The 14487-nt window shown below is 41.7% G+C and carries 18 protein-coding genes; 8 read left to right on the top strand and 10 right to left on the bottom strand.

Annotated elements, in window-relative coordinates; translation table 11 throughout:
* Positions 1-19 precede the first annotated feature (19 nt).
* From DNL43_RS07115 to DNL43_RS07100, 4 genes are all read right to left on the bottom strand, one after another.
* A complete protein-coding gene (locus DNL43_RS07115; protein WP_056980913.1) occupies positions 20-790 on the bottom strand; it encodes a YibE/F family protein in 771 nt (256 codons plus the stop codon).
* Complete coding sequence (locus tag DNL43_RS07110) at positions 790-1905, bottom strand: YibE/F family protein (RefSeq protein WP_056980914.1); 1116 nt, start codon at positions 1903-1905, stop codon at positions 790-792. The genes DNL43_RS07115 and DNL43_RS07110 overlap by 1 nt, the downstream gene beginning before the upstream one ends.
* A gap of 558 nt (positions 1906-2463) precedes the next feature.
* Positions 2464-2898: a universal stress protein gene (locus DNL43_RS07105; RefSeq protein ID WP_056980915.1), complete on the bottom strand. Its 435-nt coding sequence runs from the start codon at positions 2896-2898 to the stop codon at positions 2464-2466.
* Between the two features lie 80 nt (positions 2899-2978).
* Entirely contained in the window at positions 2979-3404 is a 426-nt protein-coding gene (locus tag DNL43_RS07100; protein ID WP_225439226.1) for a hotdog family protein, read from the bottom strand.
* Between the two features lie 299 nt (positions 3405-3703).
* On the opposite strand from DNL43_RS07100, the gene DNL43_RS07095 reads away from it, so the two are divergent.
* The 3 genes from DNL43_RS07095 (at position 3704) to DNL43_RS07085 (ending at position 5865) form a co-directional block, all read left to right on the top strand.
* On the top strand, positions 3704-4774 hold the full coding sequence (locus DNL43_RS07095; protein ID WP_054768823.1) for a 2,3-butanediol dehydrogenase: 1071 nt from the start codon (positions 3704-3706) through the stop codon (positions 4772-4774).
* A 133-nt stretch (positions 4775-4907) separates the two neighbouring features.
* The gene (locus DNL43_RS07090) at positions 4908-5255 is read left to right on the top strand and encodes an ArsR/SmtB family transcription factor (protein ID WP_082619674.1); all 348 of its coding nucleotides are present in this window, start codon (positions 4908-4910) and stop codon (positions 5253-5255) included.
* Positions 5245-5865 carry a cation transporter gene (locus DNL43_RS07085; protein ID WP_054768825.1) on the top strand — a complete coding sequence of 207 codons (621 nt, stop codon included), beginning with the start codon at positions 5245-5247 and terminating at the stop codon, positions 5863-5865. The genes DNL43_RS07090 and DNL43_RS07085 overlap by 11 nt, the downstream gene beginning before the upstream one ends.
* A 46-nt stretch (positions 5866-5911) precedes the next feature.
* Here DNL43_RS07085 and DNL43_RS07080 read toward each other — a convergent pair whose 3' ends face one another.
* From DNL43_RS07080 to DNL43_RS07065, 4 genes are all read right to left on the bottom strand, one after another.
* The gene (locus DNL43_RS07080) at positions 5912-6244 is read right to left on the bottom strand and encodes an AzlD domain-containing protein (protein WP_054768826.1); all 333 of its coding nucleotides are present in this window, start codon (positions 6242-6244) and stop codon (positions 5912-5914) included.
* A complete protein-coding gene (locus DNL43_RS07075) occupies positions 6231-6938 on the bottom strand; it encodes an AzlC family ABC transporter permease (RefSeq protein WP_056980917.1) in 708 nt (235 codons plus the stop codon). Before DNL43_RS07075 ends, DNL43_RS07080 begins: the two co-directional genes overlap by 14 nt.
* A gap of 161 nt (positions 6939-7099) precedes the next feature.
* The gene (locus DNL43_RS07070) at positions 7100-7603 is read right to left on the bottom strand and encodes an O-acetyl-ADP-ribose deacetylase (RefSeq protein ID WP_054768865.1); all 504 of its coding nucleotides are present in this window, start codon (positions 7601-7603) and stop codon (positions 7100-7102) included.
* Positions 7604-7613: 10 nt separating this feature from the next.
* Positions 7614-8939, bottom strand: a complete 1326-nt coding sequence (locus tag DNL43_RS07065; RefSeq protein WP_056980918.1) for a replication-associated recombination protein A — start codon at positions 8937-8939, stop codon at positions 7614-7616.
* A gap of 209 nt (positions 8940-9148) precedes the next feature.
* Between DNL43_RS07065 and DNL43_RS07060 the strand changes: the two genes are divergently transcribed.
* The 5 genes from DNL43_RS07060 to DNL43_RS07040 all read left to right on the top strand — a co-directional run bounded on the left by DNL43_RS07060 (position 9149) and on the right by DNL43_RS07040 (position 12101).
* Positions 9149-10012: an ABC transporter ATP-binding protein gene (locus DNL43_RS07060; RefSeq protein WP_056980919.1), complete on the top strand. Its 864-nt coding sequence runs from the start codon at positions 9149-9151 to the stop codon at positions 10010-10012.
* Complete coding sequence (locus DNL43_RS07055; RefSeq protein ID WP_318530835.1) at positions 9975-10883, top strand: ABC transporter permease; 909 nt, start codon at positions 9975-9977, stop codon at positions 10881-10883. Before DNL43_RS07060 ends, DNL43_RS07055 begins: the two co-directional genes overlap by 38 nt.
* A 21-nt stretch (positions 10884-10904) precedes the next feature.
* Positions 10905-11360 (top strand): LytTR family DNA-binding domain-containing protein, encoded by a 456-nt coding sequence (locus DNL43_RS07050; protein WP_056980921.1) that lies wholly within the window; start codon positions 10905-10907, stop codon positions 11358-11360.
* 12 nt (positions 11361-11372) lie between these two features.
* A complete protein-coding gene (locus tag DNL43_RS07045) occupies positions 11373-11786 on the top strand; it encodes a DUF3021 domain-containing protein (protein ID WP_082619675.1) in 414 nt (137 codons plus the stop codon).
* Positions 11787-11885: 99 nt separating this feature from the next.
* Positions 11886-12101, top strand: coding sequence for a hypothetical protein (locus DNL43_RS07040; protein ID WP_054768828.1), 216 nt, complete (start codon positions 11886-11888; stop codon positions 12099-12101).
* A 47-nt stretch (positions 12102-12148) separates the two neighbouring features.
* Here the strand turns inward: DNL43_RS07040 and DNL43_RS07035 are convergent, their stop codons facing one another.
* Positions 12149-13939 (bottom strand): hypothetical protein, encoded by a 1791-nt coding sequence (locus DNL43_RS07035; RefSeq protein ID WP_056980922.1) that lies wholly within the window; start codon positions 13937-13939, stop codon positions 12149-12151.
* 211 nt (positions 13940-14150) lie between these two features.
* The gene (locus DNL43_RS07030; protein ID WP_054768829.1) at positions 14151-14486 is read right to left on the bottom strand and encodes a hypothetical protein; all 336 of its coding nucleotides are present in this window, start codon (positions 14484-14486) and stop codon (positions 14151-14153) included.
* Position 14487 lies beyond the last annotated feature (1 nt).

Below are 14487 nucleotides of genomic sequence, written 5' to 3'. Positions count from 1 at the left end.
TTTAACAGTTGAAACCACTTTATTCCTTTAACTGTGATTTATGAAGCTTTTTGAGCTTAAAACTCATTATCCAGGTTGTCACCGGAATTGTCGTCACAACCCCAATCAATGAAACCACAATTGCAATCAGTTCCGCAGCAAATATCTTGTCGTTTAAAATTTCGCCAAAGGTGTAGTGAAGGCCATAAAACCAAATGAACAGTGCCATCGAACTACCGAAAAAGCCAAAGAATAATGTGTTCACGGCGGTTCCGATGATTTGTTTACCAATCACCGTACCATCAACAAACAATTGACCACTCTTAATTTCTTTATGCTGTGAAATAATTTCATCCAAGCCTGATGCAATAGCGATTGCGGCTTCAGCGACGGCTCCCAGTGAGCTTAGAATAGCTGTGGCAATCGCAATCTTGGTGAAATTGATCCCAACGTAAGTCGACAAGCCTTCAAGCTCTTCACTGTCTTCCAAACCAAAACCGCCAACCTGTGCCCAATATTCAATCGGAATAATAATCACGACAATCAGGATAACGACCACAACCGATGCTTGAAAAGCGGTTGTGGAGGCATTGTCACTGGCACTGCTCCAAAAAATCGTAATGGATAACAGGATAATGCTGGAGACAATCGTCACGGTAATCGGTGGTAAATGAAAGGCAATTAAAACGATGGTGAAGAAGAGGATTCCAAAGTTAACGACCATGCTCAAGAATGAAGTGATGCCTTGTTTACCGCCAACAATGATCATCAAGATCAGTAAAACGATCCCCAATGCAGTAATCGATCCCATCAGCGTTCATCTCCTTTAATCCAGAGTCCGGCAAATACACTCGATAAAATGACCGTAAGCACAATTCCAATTCCACTGATAAGACTTGAGGTCATTCCCAGTGACATGTTCATTGAAAATGAGTAATGCCAAGTATTGCCGTTCTTCAAATATAGCAACGTCATGGCAAGCGTTTCTGCCATGAAGATAAAGAATAACACGTTGATCAAAGGTCCCATGATTGATTTACCAATCTGCCGGCCGGATTTAAAGATTGCCATTCGACTGAGTTGTGGCCGTTCCTGCTTCAAAGTTGCCAACGAAGCCACAATATCGGTTGCCTCATCCATAACAGCCCCCAAAACACCAATCAAGACTTCTGCGATGAATAAAGGTTTTGGTAACTGAGTCACGTATTGCATTGACTCATAGTAAATCCCTTTTTCGTGAGTGATTCCAAAGACAAGCAAGGTAATGAGAATGGTTGCCGCTGTGGCACACAGAACCGCTGACAACGTGACCAGCATTTTCTTGCTCCACCCCATGACCAGCAACAATGTGACAAAACAGAAGATAACCGCCAATATACTAAAGATCAGGATTACCGCCGATCCGTTATTGGTATGATCAATTTTAACCGCAATCCAAAACAGAATCGTATTGATTAAAATACTCGAGATAACGGTTATCCCCCGTAATTTCAGAATGACAAACATCAAGCTGATGGCGATGGCAAATAAAAACGCAATCGGTGCATCACGCTTAATATCTTTCACGGTTGCGTGAAGCCGGGGTTGTGTGTGAAGGGTTATAAAGAGTTTCTGGCCCTTTGTATACTGGTGATCCATTGCATGGGAATCACTATACGAATTTTTAATTTTTAACGTTTTTCCAACGTGTTTCCCGTTGGTTATTTTTCCATACAACATTTGGCTGTGATAATGATCCACGTTTTGAAATTCATCTGTCATCTTAACGGCTTTTCCGTTTTCCACACGGCTCACTTGGAAAATTGTCTGATGATAGAGCTTGTCATTATGCTGGCAGAAAAACGCTGCCAGAAAACAAAATGCAATTACCAGCAGAATCTGAAGCCAGGTCATTTTACTTGTTAGTTTAGCGTCCATAACACACATCTTTTCAGATTAATTTAAAATTATTGTACCATGTGTGAAATTGAAAATTTAGCTTTATTAGTAATCGTTACTAAAGTGAAAGGTTCGACGGACTCGTTTTAGTGGCTCAATTGGGCGCTAACACCCCATGGAGTCAATATGTGGGGACGTTCATATTTCTTTGGATTGTTGGGTGCCGTTGTCATTTTATTGACTGCTTCCTTTAGCCTCTCAATCACGCTCCGACACCCTCGGGCACGGATAATGTGGAAATATCCAATTTCTTTGGATTGTTGGCAACCAGGGGACAGTTGTCATTTTATTTACTGCTCCCTTCGGCCTTTCAATCACGCTCCGACACCCCAGGGCACTGATGATGTGGGAGCACCATATTTTTTGGAGTTGTTGGCAACCAAGGCGCCGTTGTTATTTTATTTACTGCTCCCTTCGGCCTCTCAATCACGCTCCGACACCCCAGGGCACTACTGTACAAGAAAAAGTAGGCAACGATGAACAAAGAACGTTCATCATTGCCTACTTCTCCTTGTACTCCGTGCCCTAATCGGGGCTCGTCGCGCACTACTTTTTATAATCCACAACCATCACATTCACAGTTGAATGTCTTACAACATAGGCTGTTGTGGATCCTAGAATTGCTCTTGATATGCCGTTGACTCCTGATTTACCCATTACGATCAACGATGCATCATACTTCTCCGGCAATTCCTTTGAAATTTGAATTTTAGGAACACCAACAACAAAGTGGGTTTCTACCTTGACGCCCTGCTTTTCTGCGATATCGCGGGCATCATCCAAAATCTCTCCCGCCCGCTCACTGAATGACTCCATAACGTCTTGACCCAAGGTGACACCGTATTGAACATATCGCTGGTCAGTGGCCACCGAAACGATTTGCAGTGTGGAACCAAATGATTTAGCCAACTTGGCTGCTTCTTCAACAGCGTTCATTGCGTTATCACTACCGTCAACAGGAACCAAAATTGTTTCATACATAACCAACACCTCCAAAGTTATCTATCTAATTTTATCTTACCATTATGTGAATCAATAAACATGAATTGCGCTTTCAACGATCATTTTAGGCTTAAATGAGAAATGGTCGTTTTATTATCGTCTAATTCTACTCTTCGAACCTTCAGACGTTCTTTATAGGTTGCCAACAAATACTTTTCTTCTTCAGATTCGGCAACGAGTTTTGGAAAATGGATTTCGTCAATCGTATTCGTCACAATCAACGTGCAAAAAGCAATGAAGGCCACTTTAACTTCTTTTGTCTTGATATCCGTTGTTAAGAACTTTGTAAAGACTTCGATTGCCCGGCCTTCACATCCGGTCACGTATGAAATGCACGTTAAAATATCATTGGCCTTTGCCGGTGACAAGAACTGAATGTGATCATATCCAGCCGTTACAAAAGATAAGTTTCCGGGAACAAATTTTACCCCTGCCAAGCCGGCATTGGCATCCAAAATTCGCAGCGTTTCACCGCCAAATTGCATTTGGTGATTATTTAGTTGAGCTGGAAATACATAACTTTCATGAATCGAACGGGTATCGGCACACTTAATTGATTCGATCGTGATCGCCTCCAAAATTCCTGGGTTTCAACGTCTTGTGACTCATTATACACATAATATGATACCCTCTTCATCCCCACAATAGCAACCTTTTTGAAGGCTAAATGACTAGATTGTGAAAATAATATTGATTATCGCCGGTCCCTATTGTAAGCGATTTCGTCATGGTGTAAACTAATGGTGTTGATGGTAAGAAGTTTTTCATTGTAGGAGGTCATAACATGAAAGCAGTACGTATTTATGGTGAAAAAGATATTCGTGTCGAAGACGTCGCAATTCCTGAACCAAAAGATGATCAAGTTCAAATCAAGGTTAAATATTGTGGAATTTGTGGTAGTGATTTACATGCCTATTTGGAAGGCTGGGGATTACCAACCGTTCCATATCCACTAACCGGTAAAACTGTTCCAATTACTTTGGGACATGAATTCTCAGGTGAAATTGTCAAGGTCGGAAAAGACGTTGATGATCTCAAAGTTGGTGATCATGTTGCGGTTGAACCACTTCTTGCTTGTGGTAAATGTGAAAACTGTCGTGCCGGAAACTACAACTTCTGTAACAGAGCTGTTTCAACTGATGGTGCCGGAAACTTCTTAGGCTTCTCAGAAGATGGCGGAATGGCAGAATTTGCCAACGTTCAAGGCGTATTTGCCCACAAAATGCCAGATGACATGGACTTTGAATTAGGTGCCTTGGCTGAACCAACTGCCGTTGTTTACGAAGCCATTAAGAAGAGTCACCTACGTGAAGGCCAAAACGTTGCTGTTATGGGTGCCGGCCCAATTGGCTTGTTGGAAGCTGTATTAGCTAAAATTGCTGGCGCCAACCACGTTTACATTGTGGATGTTTCAAAGGTTCGTTTGGCCAAAGCCAAAGAATTGGGAATCGAAAATGTTCTTGACCCTACCAAAGATAATGTTGAACAAGTTATCAAGAAAGACCTGCCAAATGGCGTTGACATTACCTTCGAATGTGCCGGTGTTCAAGCAACATTTGACTCAGCACTGAAAGTAACCAAGCGAACAGGAATTATTCAAATCGTCGCTCTTTATGCAAAGCCAATTACAATGAATATGACCGATGACCTGATTATGCAAGGTAAAGACGTCATCACCACTCTTTGCTACAACAACTCATTCCCGAATGTTTTAGGAATTATTGATAACAACAAGGATCTCTTCAAGAAAGTTGTTACGAAGAAAGTCAGCTTAGACGATGCTCTTGAAGACGGAATCAAAGCTCTTTCAACTGATAAATCACAAGTAAAGATTATGATTGATCCATCACTGTAATTCATAATCACAAATCATAAATCTTAAATAATAAAGAAGCCGGACAAGATAAACATCTTGCCCGGCTTTTTACATATCCGTTTACATCCCAAACAACATATGTTAAAGTATTCATATGAAAGGAATGACATATATGGCTGATAACCAACTTTCTCAAGATGAAATCACACTGATTGATGATAAACACTTATCGGAATCAGAACGAATCTTCAAATTATTAAGTAATCCAAGTCGGCTGCAAATGCTGAAGGTTCTTGAACAACGTGAATTAAATGTCACTGAGCTCGGAAATTTGCTGGGACTGGAACAATCCTATGTTTCCCACCAGCTTGCATTACTAAGGAAGCATCAGCTTGTGTCGTCCCACCGCGAAGGCAAATCAAACTACTATCAACTAGATGATCCCCACATTCTCGATGTTATCAACGAGATGCTCGAGCATGCCGATCATGTCATAAGGGGTAAAAAACATGGCGAGTAACACGAATTCACAAGGATTAATTGATCGAAGTCTCCGCACTGAATACTTTTCAACCGCTTGGATGGCTTTCGAATTTGCGGTTGGCTTTTATTCAGGTCTCAAAGCCGGCTCCATTCTTTTGATTGCATTCGGCTTAGATAGTTTCCTGGAAATTATCGCCGGTGGAACGTTAATTTGGCGGCTGCAAAAGGAAAATAGCGGTGCCAGTTCGGCCGAGATTGAACATGCCGAAAAACGTTCATCATTAATTGTCGGTGCCGTCCTATTGTTGCTGTCGGTGTACGTCACGGCCGTTTCACTGTTCAATTTGGTAAATCACGCAGCAGCGGATACCAGTTATTCCGGAATTGCAATTGCCATTGCTTCGGTTATCCTGATGCCAATGCTGACCCTCAGAAAACACTCTTTGGGAAAGGCCCTTCATTCCGATGCTTTAGTAGAAGACGGAATGTGCAATATTACCTGCGCCTACATGGCCGCAACCGTTTTAATCGGTGGTTTATTGACCGCTCTTTTTAACTGGTGGTGGGCTGATTCAGCGGCTGCATTAATTCTGGTGTACTTTATTGCCAGTGAAGGACTTGAATCCTTTAACGAAGGCCGAAATTAAATAGCATCAAAAAATGCCAAGTGCTGGATTACCAGTGCTTGGCATTTTACATTCCCAAAACCATCCGAACGACTCCCAATGAAATGACACCGACAACGACGATCACTAATAAATTTTTCGAGATGATCGCGGAAATCACCGTCGGGATTGAAGCAAGCAAGTTGCCCCATTCGATTGACGGCAATTGGCCAATGTGTTGAACAAACAGGTTTTCAAACCACAATGCTGACATAATGGCGATTGGAACAAAGCTCAGGAATTCAATTACTCCTTTGGACAACTGAAACTTCTTTAAAAGAACAAATGGAATGATTCTTGAAAGCCACGTGACAATCCCGGTTCCAACAATCGTCAGGAGGACAAAATTAAAAGAAGGCATGTTTCATCACCACCCCAAAGCTGCAGGCTACCAGCGTAACCAGCAAGATTAGCAAACTGCTTGGAATAAATATCAGGCCAAAATAGATTGCCAGTAAAACAAAGCCAACGACAATCAGTTGGAGATTAAAATTGATGGAACGGTCGCTGATTAATTGGAGATACAAGAGGCCGATAAACATGGCGACCAAGGCAAAATCCAGGCCAAACTTTTCAGGATTACTAATGAAGTTTCCCAGAACAGCGCCTACCAGCGATGAAATGATCCAAGTGAGGTAAGAAATAACGTTGGCTGTGTTAAACCACGGAAAGTTCAAATGGCTATCAGAATAGTTGAGCTTGTTCATCCCCAAGGCAAAGCTTTCATCCGTCAGTAAACTTCCCACCAGCACATTTTTCAACATACTCTCCCGCTTGAAATACGGTGCCAATGTTGTACTCATTAAAATCATTCGCGAATTCACCAAGAATACTGAAAAAATAATCGAAAAAATCGGGCTGTGGGTTACCAGCATGCTGACAATAACGAATTGAGCAGACCCGGCATATGTAATAATTGACATTAATGTGACTAACAATGGGCTCAATCCCGCTGCTTTACCAACAATCCCAAAAGCCAGTCCGATTCCTATGTATCCAAACACTGTTGGCAAGGTGTCTTTTGAAGCAGCTGAAACTGTCAGTTCTCCATTCATCGAACCACTCCTTTCCAATCTGACATGAAGGCGTCAGTTTTTAACATTAATAAAATTTTAATGGTGTTCTAATTTAAAGTCAACATGAAAATCATTCAGGTATAAAAAAGGCTCGAAGTGTCGGTTGTTCGCCTACATCTTCAAGCTTTTTGAATAGATTTTTAATTGTTTCTTTGTTCGAGTTCCTTTGCATACGCTGCATAGGTTCCTGAATCAAAACATACCATCGTAACTTCCAGCGGTGAATCAAAGTCTTCAATCGCATCAATTGCAATCTTAGCTGCCCGATCCAGTGGGAAGTCATAAACTCCGGTACTGATTGATGGAAACGCAACGGTCCGGCAATCATTTTCGACTGCCCGCTTCAAACTATTAACATAGGAGTTTTTGAGTAGCTGGGGTTCGTTATTGTGGCCGCCGTGCCAAATCGGCCCGGGTGTGTGAATCACGTATTTAGCAGGGAGATTAAATCCTGGGGTTACTTTGGCTTCACCCGTTGGACAGCCATTAAGCTTTCTGCAGGCTTCATCCAACTGAGGGCCGGCTGCCCGATGAATGGCACCATCAACTCCACCGCCACCTCGTAATGAGGTATTGGCCGCGTTCACGATTGCATCAACGTGCATGGTTGTAATATCGCCTTTGATTAATTTAAATTGTGCCATTAGATCACCTTCACTCTCTGTGCGCTTTTTCCCAAGCTTTAATTTGCTGCAGACGTTTTTTGAAGCGGATTTCATTGCCCTGTTCAGTGGGTTCGTAATAAGTATGGCCAATCAAGGAATCGGGCATGGTCTGCATATTCGTTAATTTATCTTTTGCTTCATGGGCGTACTGGTAGCCCTTACCGTAGCCTAATTTGGACATCAATGAAGTTGGCGCGTTTCTTAACTGAAGCGGCACCGGCTCATTGATTGAATGCTTCACATCCTGCTCGGCACCCAACGTTGCTTTGTATACGGCGTTGGACTTCGGTGCCAATGACAGGTATATCGCGCATTCGGTTAAATGAACGTTGCATTCCGGCATCCCCAGGAATTGGCAGGCTTGAAAGACGTTGATGGCAACGTTTAAAGCGTTCGTATCCGCCAGGCCAATATCTTCGCTGGCAAATCTAACCATCCGCCTGGCAATGTACAATGGATCCTCACCACCGCTAAGCATCCTGGTCAACCAATAGACTGCCGCATCCGGATCGCTGTTGCGCATTGATTTGTGCAACGCCGAAATAATATTATAGTGTTCCTCGCCGTGTTTATCATATAGAAACGATTTGGTATTCATCAGCTGATGGAGATTATCAGTCGAAACTTTAACGTGCCCATCCTTTTTGGGACTATTATTAACCGCCATTTCAAGTGTATTTAAGGCAACCCGCGCATCACCATTGGCAAATTCAGCAATCTCTTTAATTGCCTGTTCATCAATTTCAATGGTTTCTTTCGGAAATGCTTCCGGATTCTTCAACGTCTGATTGATCAGTTGAACAATGTCATCAGTTTCCAAAGGCTGCAGAACAAATACCTTGCAGCGTGATAGTAAGGCAGAATTAATCTCAAATGAAGGATTCTCAGTGGTAGCCCCAATTAGCGTAATACTGCCGCGTTCAACGAAGGGTAAAAAGGCATCCTGTTGGGCCTTGTTAAATCGATGAATTTCATCGACAAAAACAATCGTCTTGCCGCCCATTTCCCGGTTAGCCTCGGCATCCTTCATGATGTCTCTAATTTCTTTAATACCGCTGGTAACCGCACTAAATGTGACAAATTTAGCTTGGGTTTTTCGGGCAATGATTTCAGCTAAAGTGGTCTTTCCGACACCCGGTGGCCCCCAGAAAATAATCGATGGCAATTGATCACTTTCAATAATTTCCCGTAGAACTTTTCCTTTGCCCACAAGCTGGTGTTGACCGACAAACTGATCCAACGTCTTTGGCCGTACCCGACTGGCTAAGGGCTGATTTCCAGCTTGGTTACCGGCAAATAATGATTCTTGTTTCAAGACCACACCTCCCATCGATTTCAAATCATATGTATATTTTAATTATACGAACATGTGTTCTGATAGTCAACATACACTTCTATTCTAGCGCAATCCCATTTCACTGACGGATTTTCGTATCTTGTGTTTATTTTTTAACCACTTAGCAATTTTGTCCACTATTTTTCTCTGATGCTGATAGTATGGGCTCAACAAAGGAGATGAGTGCCATGCTTATTCAGGCCAAGAATTTAACCAAAACGTTTGGCAGCCAAACTGCTGTTAACCACCTCAACATTTCAATCCAATCAGGTACCCTAACCGCGGTCTTGGGACCAAATGGTGCCGGTAAGACCACCACAATTTCGATGCTGACAGGTTTATTGAAACCAACTTCAGGCACAGTGGAAATGACAAGTGGGACAAAGATCAGCATGGTCTTTCAGCAAAGTATCCTTGATGACAACCTAAGCGTTAGTGAAAATCTCATAATCCGCAGTCGTTTATACAAGAATTGTTCCCAGAAATATATCCAGTCTCTCATTGAAACGGTTGGACTGACCAACCTTATGAATCAAAAGTATGGCAGCTTGTCAGGCGGTCAGCGTCGGCGGGTCGACATCGCCCGGGCATTAATTAATCAACCTGATGTTTTGTTTCTGGACGAACCAACTGCCGGATTAGACATTCAAACCCGGGAGGCTATCTGGCAACTCTTACATTCACTGCAGGAAAAACAGCAGCTGACGATTATCTTGACGACTCACTATCTCGAAGAAGCCGACCATGCTGATGAAGTTTACATTATCGACCAACGTAGTGTGATCACAGAAGGATCAGCCGAAGAAATCAAACGAAAAAATGCAAAGAGCCGTCTAATTCTCTACACGAATGAACCTGAAATTGTTTTGAAGCAAATTGCACCAACAATCGCTGGTCAACAATCAGGAAAAAGCATTATTTGTTGGCCCGAGAATTCGAAACAAGCACTGAATGTATTAGAATCCGTTGAAAATCATACGACTGATTTTGAATATCGTCGAGCAACAATGGACGATGCATTTCTCAATCTCACTGGAAAGGAGATGCGTTAATATGTTGGCACTTTGTCAAAGAAATTTTTTGCTATACTTTAAAAATAAAACCAGTATTTTCTTTTCTCTTTTTGGCGCAATGATTTCGTTTATTCTGTTTGTTATCTTCTTAAAACAAAACATGGTTGAAGAATGGCACCAAATGCCCAATGCAACTAAGATGATGGACTTATGGCTAATTGGTGGCACGTTATCTGTCACCGCAATTACCACTACCTTATCAATTCTCGCCAGAATGATTCTTGATGAGTCCAGAGGTGTCTTAAAAGATTTTTATTTAACTGACACTTCAATTTTCAAAATTAAGTTGAGTTACATGCTAAGTGCTGCTGTCATTGGTTGGGTCATGCAGTTGATTATGCTGGGGTTGATGCTTGCTTATTTTGCCTTGGCAGATGGTCTTGCAATCCCATGGTCAAAATTTATGACTTTGGTACTCATTGCTCTGGCAGGTGCTCTTCTTGCCGTTGCCGTCAATATGATCTTCGGTCAATTCATCCATCGAGTCGAGACAATGAGTGCTTTTGAATCCATCATTGGTGCTGCTGCCGGTTTCTTGGTTGGCACGTATATTCCAATGGGGGCTCTGCCTCAATTTGCTCAAACGGTGATCAAATTTACTCCGGGTGCATACGTATCCGCCCTCTATCGTCAAGCTCTGATGGGAAAACAAATTGACTCACTTTTTGCTGGAAATCATCAAAAATCAGTTTTTAATCAATCAATGGGCATTCAACTCGATTGGAATGGTCTATTAAGCTTCAATCAAACCTACCTGATCATCACAGTTATTTTTATTGCTGGTATTTTATGTATCTTCGTGACAGAATTGACTAAGAAGTACCGCGGTACAATTACATTGATTAAATAACTTGGGATAGGGGAAATTTAAATGGAAATCCATTTTCAGCAAAATGAACATTTAAATAATGGCGACATTGAGATTACTCTGTCTGCCAACGAACGCTCCCTTGAAGTCGAAAAACTGATTGAATACCTCAAAAGTTACCAGGAAATGCCCCCCGCAGTCATCCCCATTAAATCAGACGATCACGTTTATCTGATCAAACCGGAAAATATTATATTGATTGATGTCTCTGGAACGGATCTGGTTGTCTACACGCCAAATAAATCCATGCCAACCAAAGGGCGATTATATGCATTCGTCAACAAACTAAAAAATCCTGATTTCATTCAGGTTTCCAAACATGCTGCAATTAATATCAACCATCTTCAATCCTTGGAGGCAAGCTTTGGCAGTGGGATGAAGGCTATCTTGACGGATCAGTTAAAGACCGACGTCAGCCGGAAGTATTTAAGTGTTTTGGAACATCGACTTGGACTGTGAAGGTGAAGAAATATGAAGTTATTTAAACGGAGTGGCAGGTTATTCATATCTGGAATGGAAATTGCCTCAGTTATTTATTTACTGTTATTATCCATTCAAGTTCAAACGACATTTCCATCCGCTAAAAACATCTTTAGTATCTTGATCATGGGAGGCTTGATCGGAATATTCAGTGGACTACTGAACATCGACGATTATCGAATTGAATTGCCGATCCACTTTGTTGTGACCTTTCTGATCGTGTTGGGCATAATGTTCATTAACGGCTGGGTTGAATGGCAGAATCCAACATTTTGGTTGGCATTTGGCATCGAATATCTTTTCGTATACGGTCTTGCCTGGCTAATCGTCTTCCTATCAGGAAATCTCAAGGTTAAGCGGATTAACAAAACCCTCAGGAAACGAAACCAGTCTCTCAAAAAATAGTCAAACGAGCCTTATTATTTCCCTCTAGGATAACGAATAGGTTATAATTAGAATGATTTTATAAGCTGTTTGCGTATCCGCTCGAGGGAGGAATGGCCAATGTCCTTTAATCAGAAATTTTATCGTGAGCCCACATTTTGGTTATGTGTTTGCGGCGCTGCCGTTGGATTAACGTCGTTGATTGCCGGTAATTCCGTCACTTTCAGTATGATGTGGTGGCTTCAGCTCCTAATTGTTGTCATTGCACTTGTCGGCATTTTCTATTTCTTTTCCAAGTACTCAAAAGATCACGATCATAAGAATAAACATATGTAAAAAAGCCAGGACAATGTTAAACGTTGTCCTGACTTTTTGCATATTATTTACGATTCTGCTTGTCGATGCTTCTTAAATCCAGCCAGGCCCAACAAACCTAACCAGCCAATGATTGAAAGAATGATAAACAAGCCATTAAGCTTGGATCCGTGACTTTGAATCGTGATTTTAGCACTCTTCACCGTCTCCGGAATGGTCAGTTTGAATGTGCCCCGTTTCGATGTCTCAGGGTTGGTGATCTGTTTGCCATTAAACTTCACGGTATAGTTCATCCCGGCATATCGAACAAATGGCAGGTCCAAATTAGTCCCCTTCTTCATCGGAACAACCAATGAATAGCTCATCGAGTTATTTCCCGGATGCAGGCTTGGGGAAGAAATGTTGAATTGTTGGCCGTTCAAGACTGCGACTTTATTCGCAAGTTCAGAAATATGCTTGCCCGTAGCTGTGGGCAGGTAATCTGTCCGTCCAGAACCGTTGTCGGTCGGGAATTGGTTATTGTAATCGTGATTATTCACTTTGTAATTTTGCAAATTCAAATTTGATCGTGGAATTTGATGCGTGGGAGTTGCCTTATATGTGAGCTCAGGCTGGCTTGTCCGGTCAAACTGATTATCAAATGGATTTTGATCAGTCGTGACATTCATTGCATAAAGCGCTGAATAATCAAAGGAGTTAATCAGACAAAGGCTGAACACAACGAGCAGGACACTTGAAGCAATGACCTTATTGCCGAATTTTTCAGCTAAAAGGTAGGCCCCAAACGCTGAGATAAACATTAACGCCACCGGAATAATTCTGTGGTCGCTTTGAATTGCGTCAATCCCTTTGATAAGTGGAATATCATGAACGAGATTCCATGGGAATAGATGTGAAAGCACAAAGAAAGTTGCTAGACTACCGAAGTATGCATATCGACCAACTGCCGGGACTTTTTTAAGAAACAGGAAGCCAAAAATGAACAGGAACAGTAAAATAAGTCCCATACCCTTATTGGCAATGCTTTGATTGAACCAAGTGAAGATATTTTGAGGATCAGAATACAGTGTTTGTGGATTTGGCCGCATCAGCTTTTGACTCAACGAAAGGACTGCTAGCGGCCCCCAGACAATCAAGCTTAAGATTAATGAATATCCGGCCGAAATGGCGATGTACATGAATCTCGTTAACCGGTCCTTTTCAGGCTGTTTGGCAAAGAATGCCAGGTAAAAAACAAGTAACGCGATCACGACGATTAATGTTGTTGGCACATGGGCATACATAATCCCGGTAACGCCAAGGGTCAGCACATACCAGCGTTTATAATTATTGAACATTATTTCGTATAACCCGGCGAACGCCAACGGAATAAACGGATAAGCGAGAAACTCACCAAATTGAGTAGTGATTATTTCCATGATGAGATAGGTTGTGAGCCCATACAGAATTGCGAAATAAAACGAGATCTTTGACGATTTGGAAACCAGCTTCATACTGTGGTATGAAATAACAAGTGTGGTAAAAATCACTAATACATATGTAAAATACACGGCACTAACAGGTGTCAGGATAAACTTTAAGCCGGCAAAGACAAGCAGCCAAATCCAGGGGTAACAGGAAACAACCGCATCCCCGATTTGATTAAAAGTTCGTGTTGCAATGTGACTGACTGGAGCACCATTTTTCAGATTATCAAAGATTTCCTGGATCCGGCTTAGATGAAACTGTAAATCCGGTCCGGAGTATAAATGCATCGTCGTCCAAAAAGGCAGAACGACTAAAAGGGATAATCCGAAGAAGATAAGATAAAAAGTGATATTTTGATGCTTTTTGAGCTTGGCAAAAATTTGCTGGACCATAAAATGGGCCTCCTAATTTAATATTCGTACCCCCCCATATTACCTTGGGTTTCATGATACAAGATAATAAGTCAAACTTCAAATCTGATTGAAGGATTAGAGACAAGGAAGCTCCTTACTTTATCTCATTCTCCTAGTCAAAAAAACGGGCTTCAACGCAAGACAACGCGTTAAAGTCCGTTAGTAAATCGACGCTCAAAGACTGAGCTTTTTATGCAATTGTGTCTGCTGCCATGTGGAACACGTCTGAAAGTGACTTGCTCTTATCAGCAAACTTCTTATTAAGAATTAATTGACGGAAATCTTCTACTGAGAGATGTTCGGTATCCTTTATTGGGAATGCTTGACCAGTGTATGAGCCGGTAACCAATGTGATAACCAAGCCTTCTTCACTGTCCAAATGTACCTGCCAATTTTCAAAGTAGATACCATCATCATAATTACCTGTTAAAACCTTGTGAGACTTGAAGTAATCAGAAATGAATTCGTTAAACTTCTCTTCTGAACCTAATGCTTCTTTAAATTGTGCTTGAGTTGCGACTGCCATC

Origin of the sequence: Lentilactobacillus kefiri, assembly GCF_009739535.1 — a bacterium.
Taxonomy (GTDB): Bacteria; Bacillota; Bacilli; order Lactobacillales; family Lactobacillaceae; genus Lentilactobacillus; species Lentilactobacillus kefiri.
This window is presented reverse-complemented; position numbering and strand designations above follow the sequence as displayed.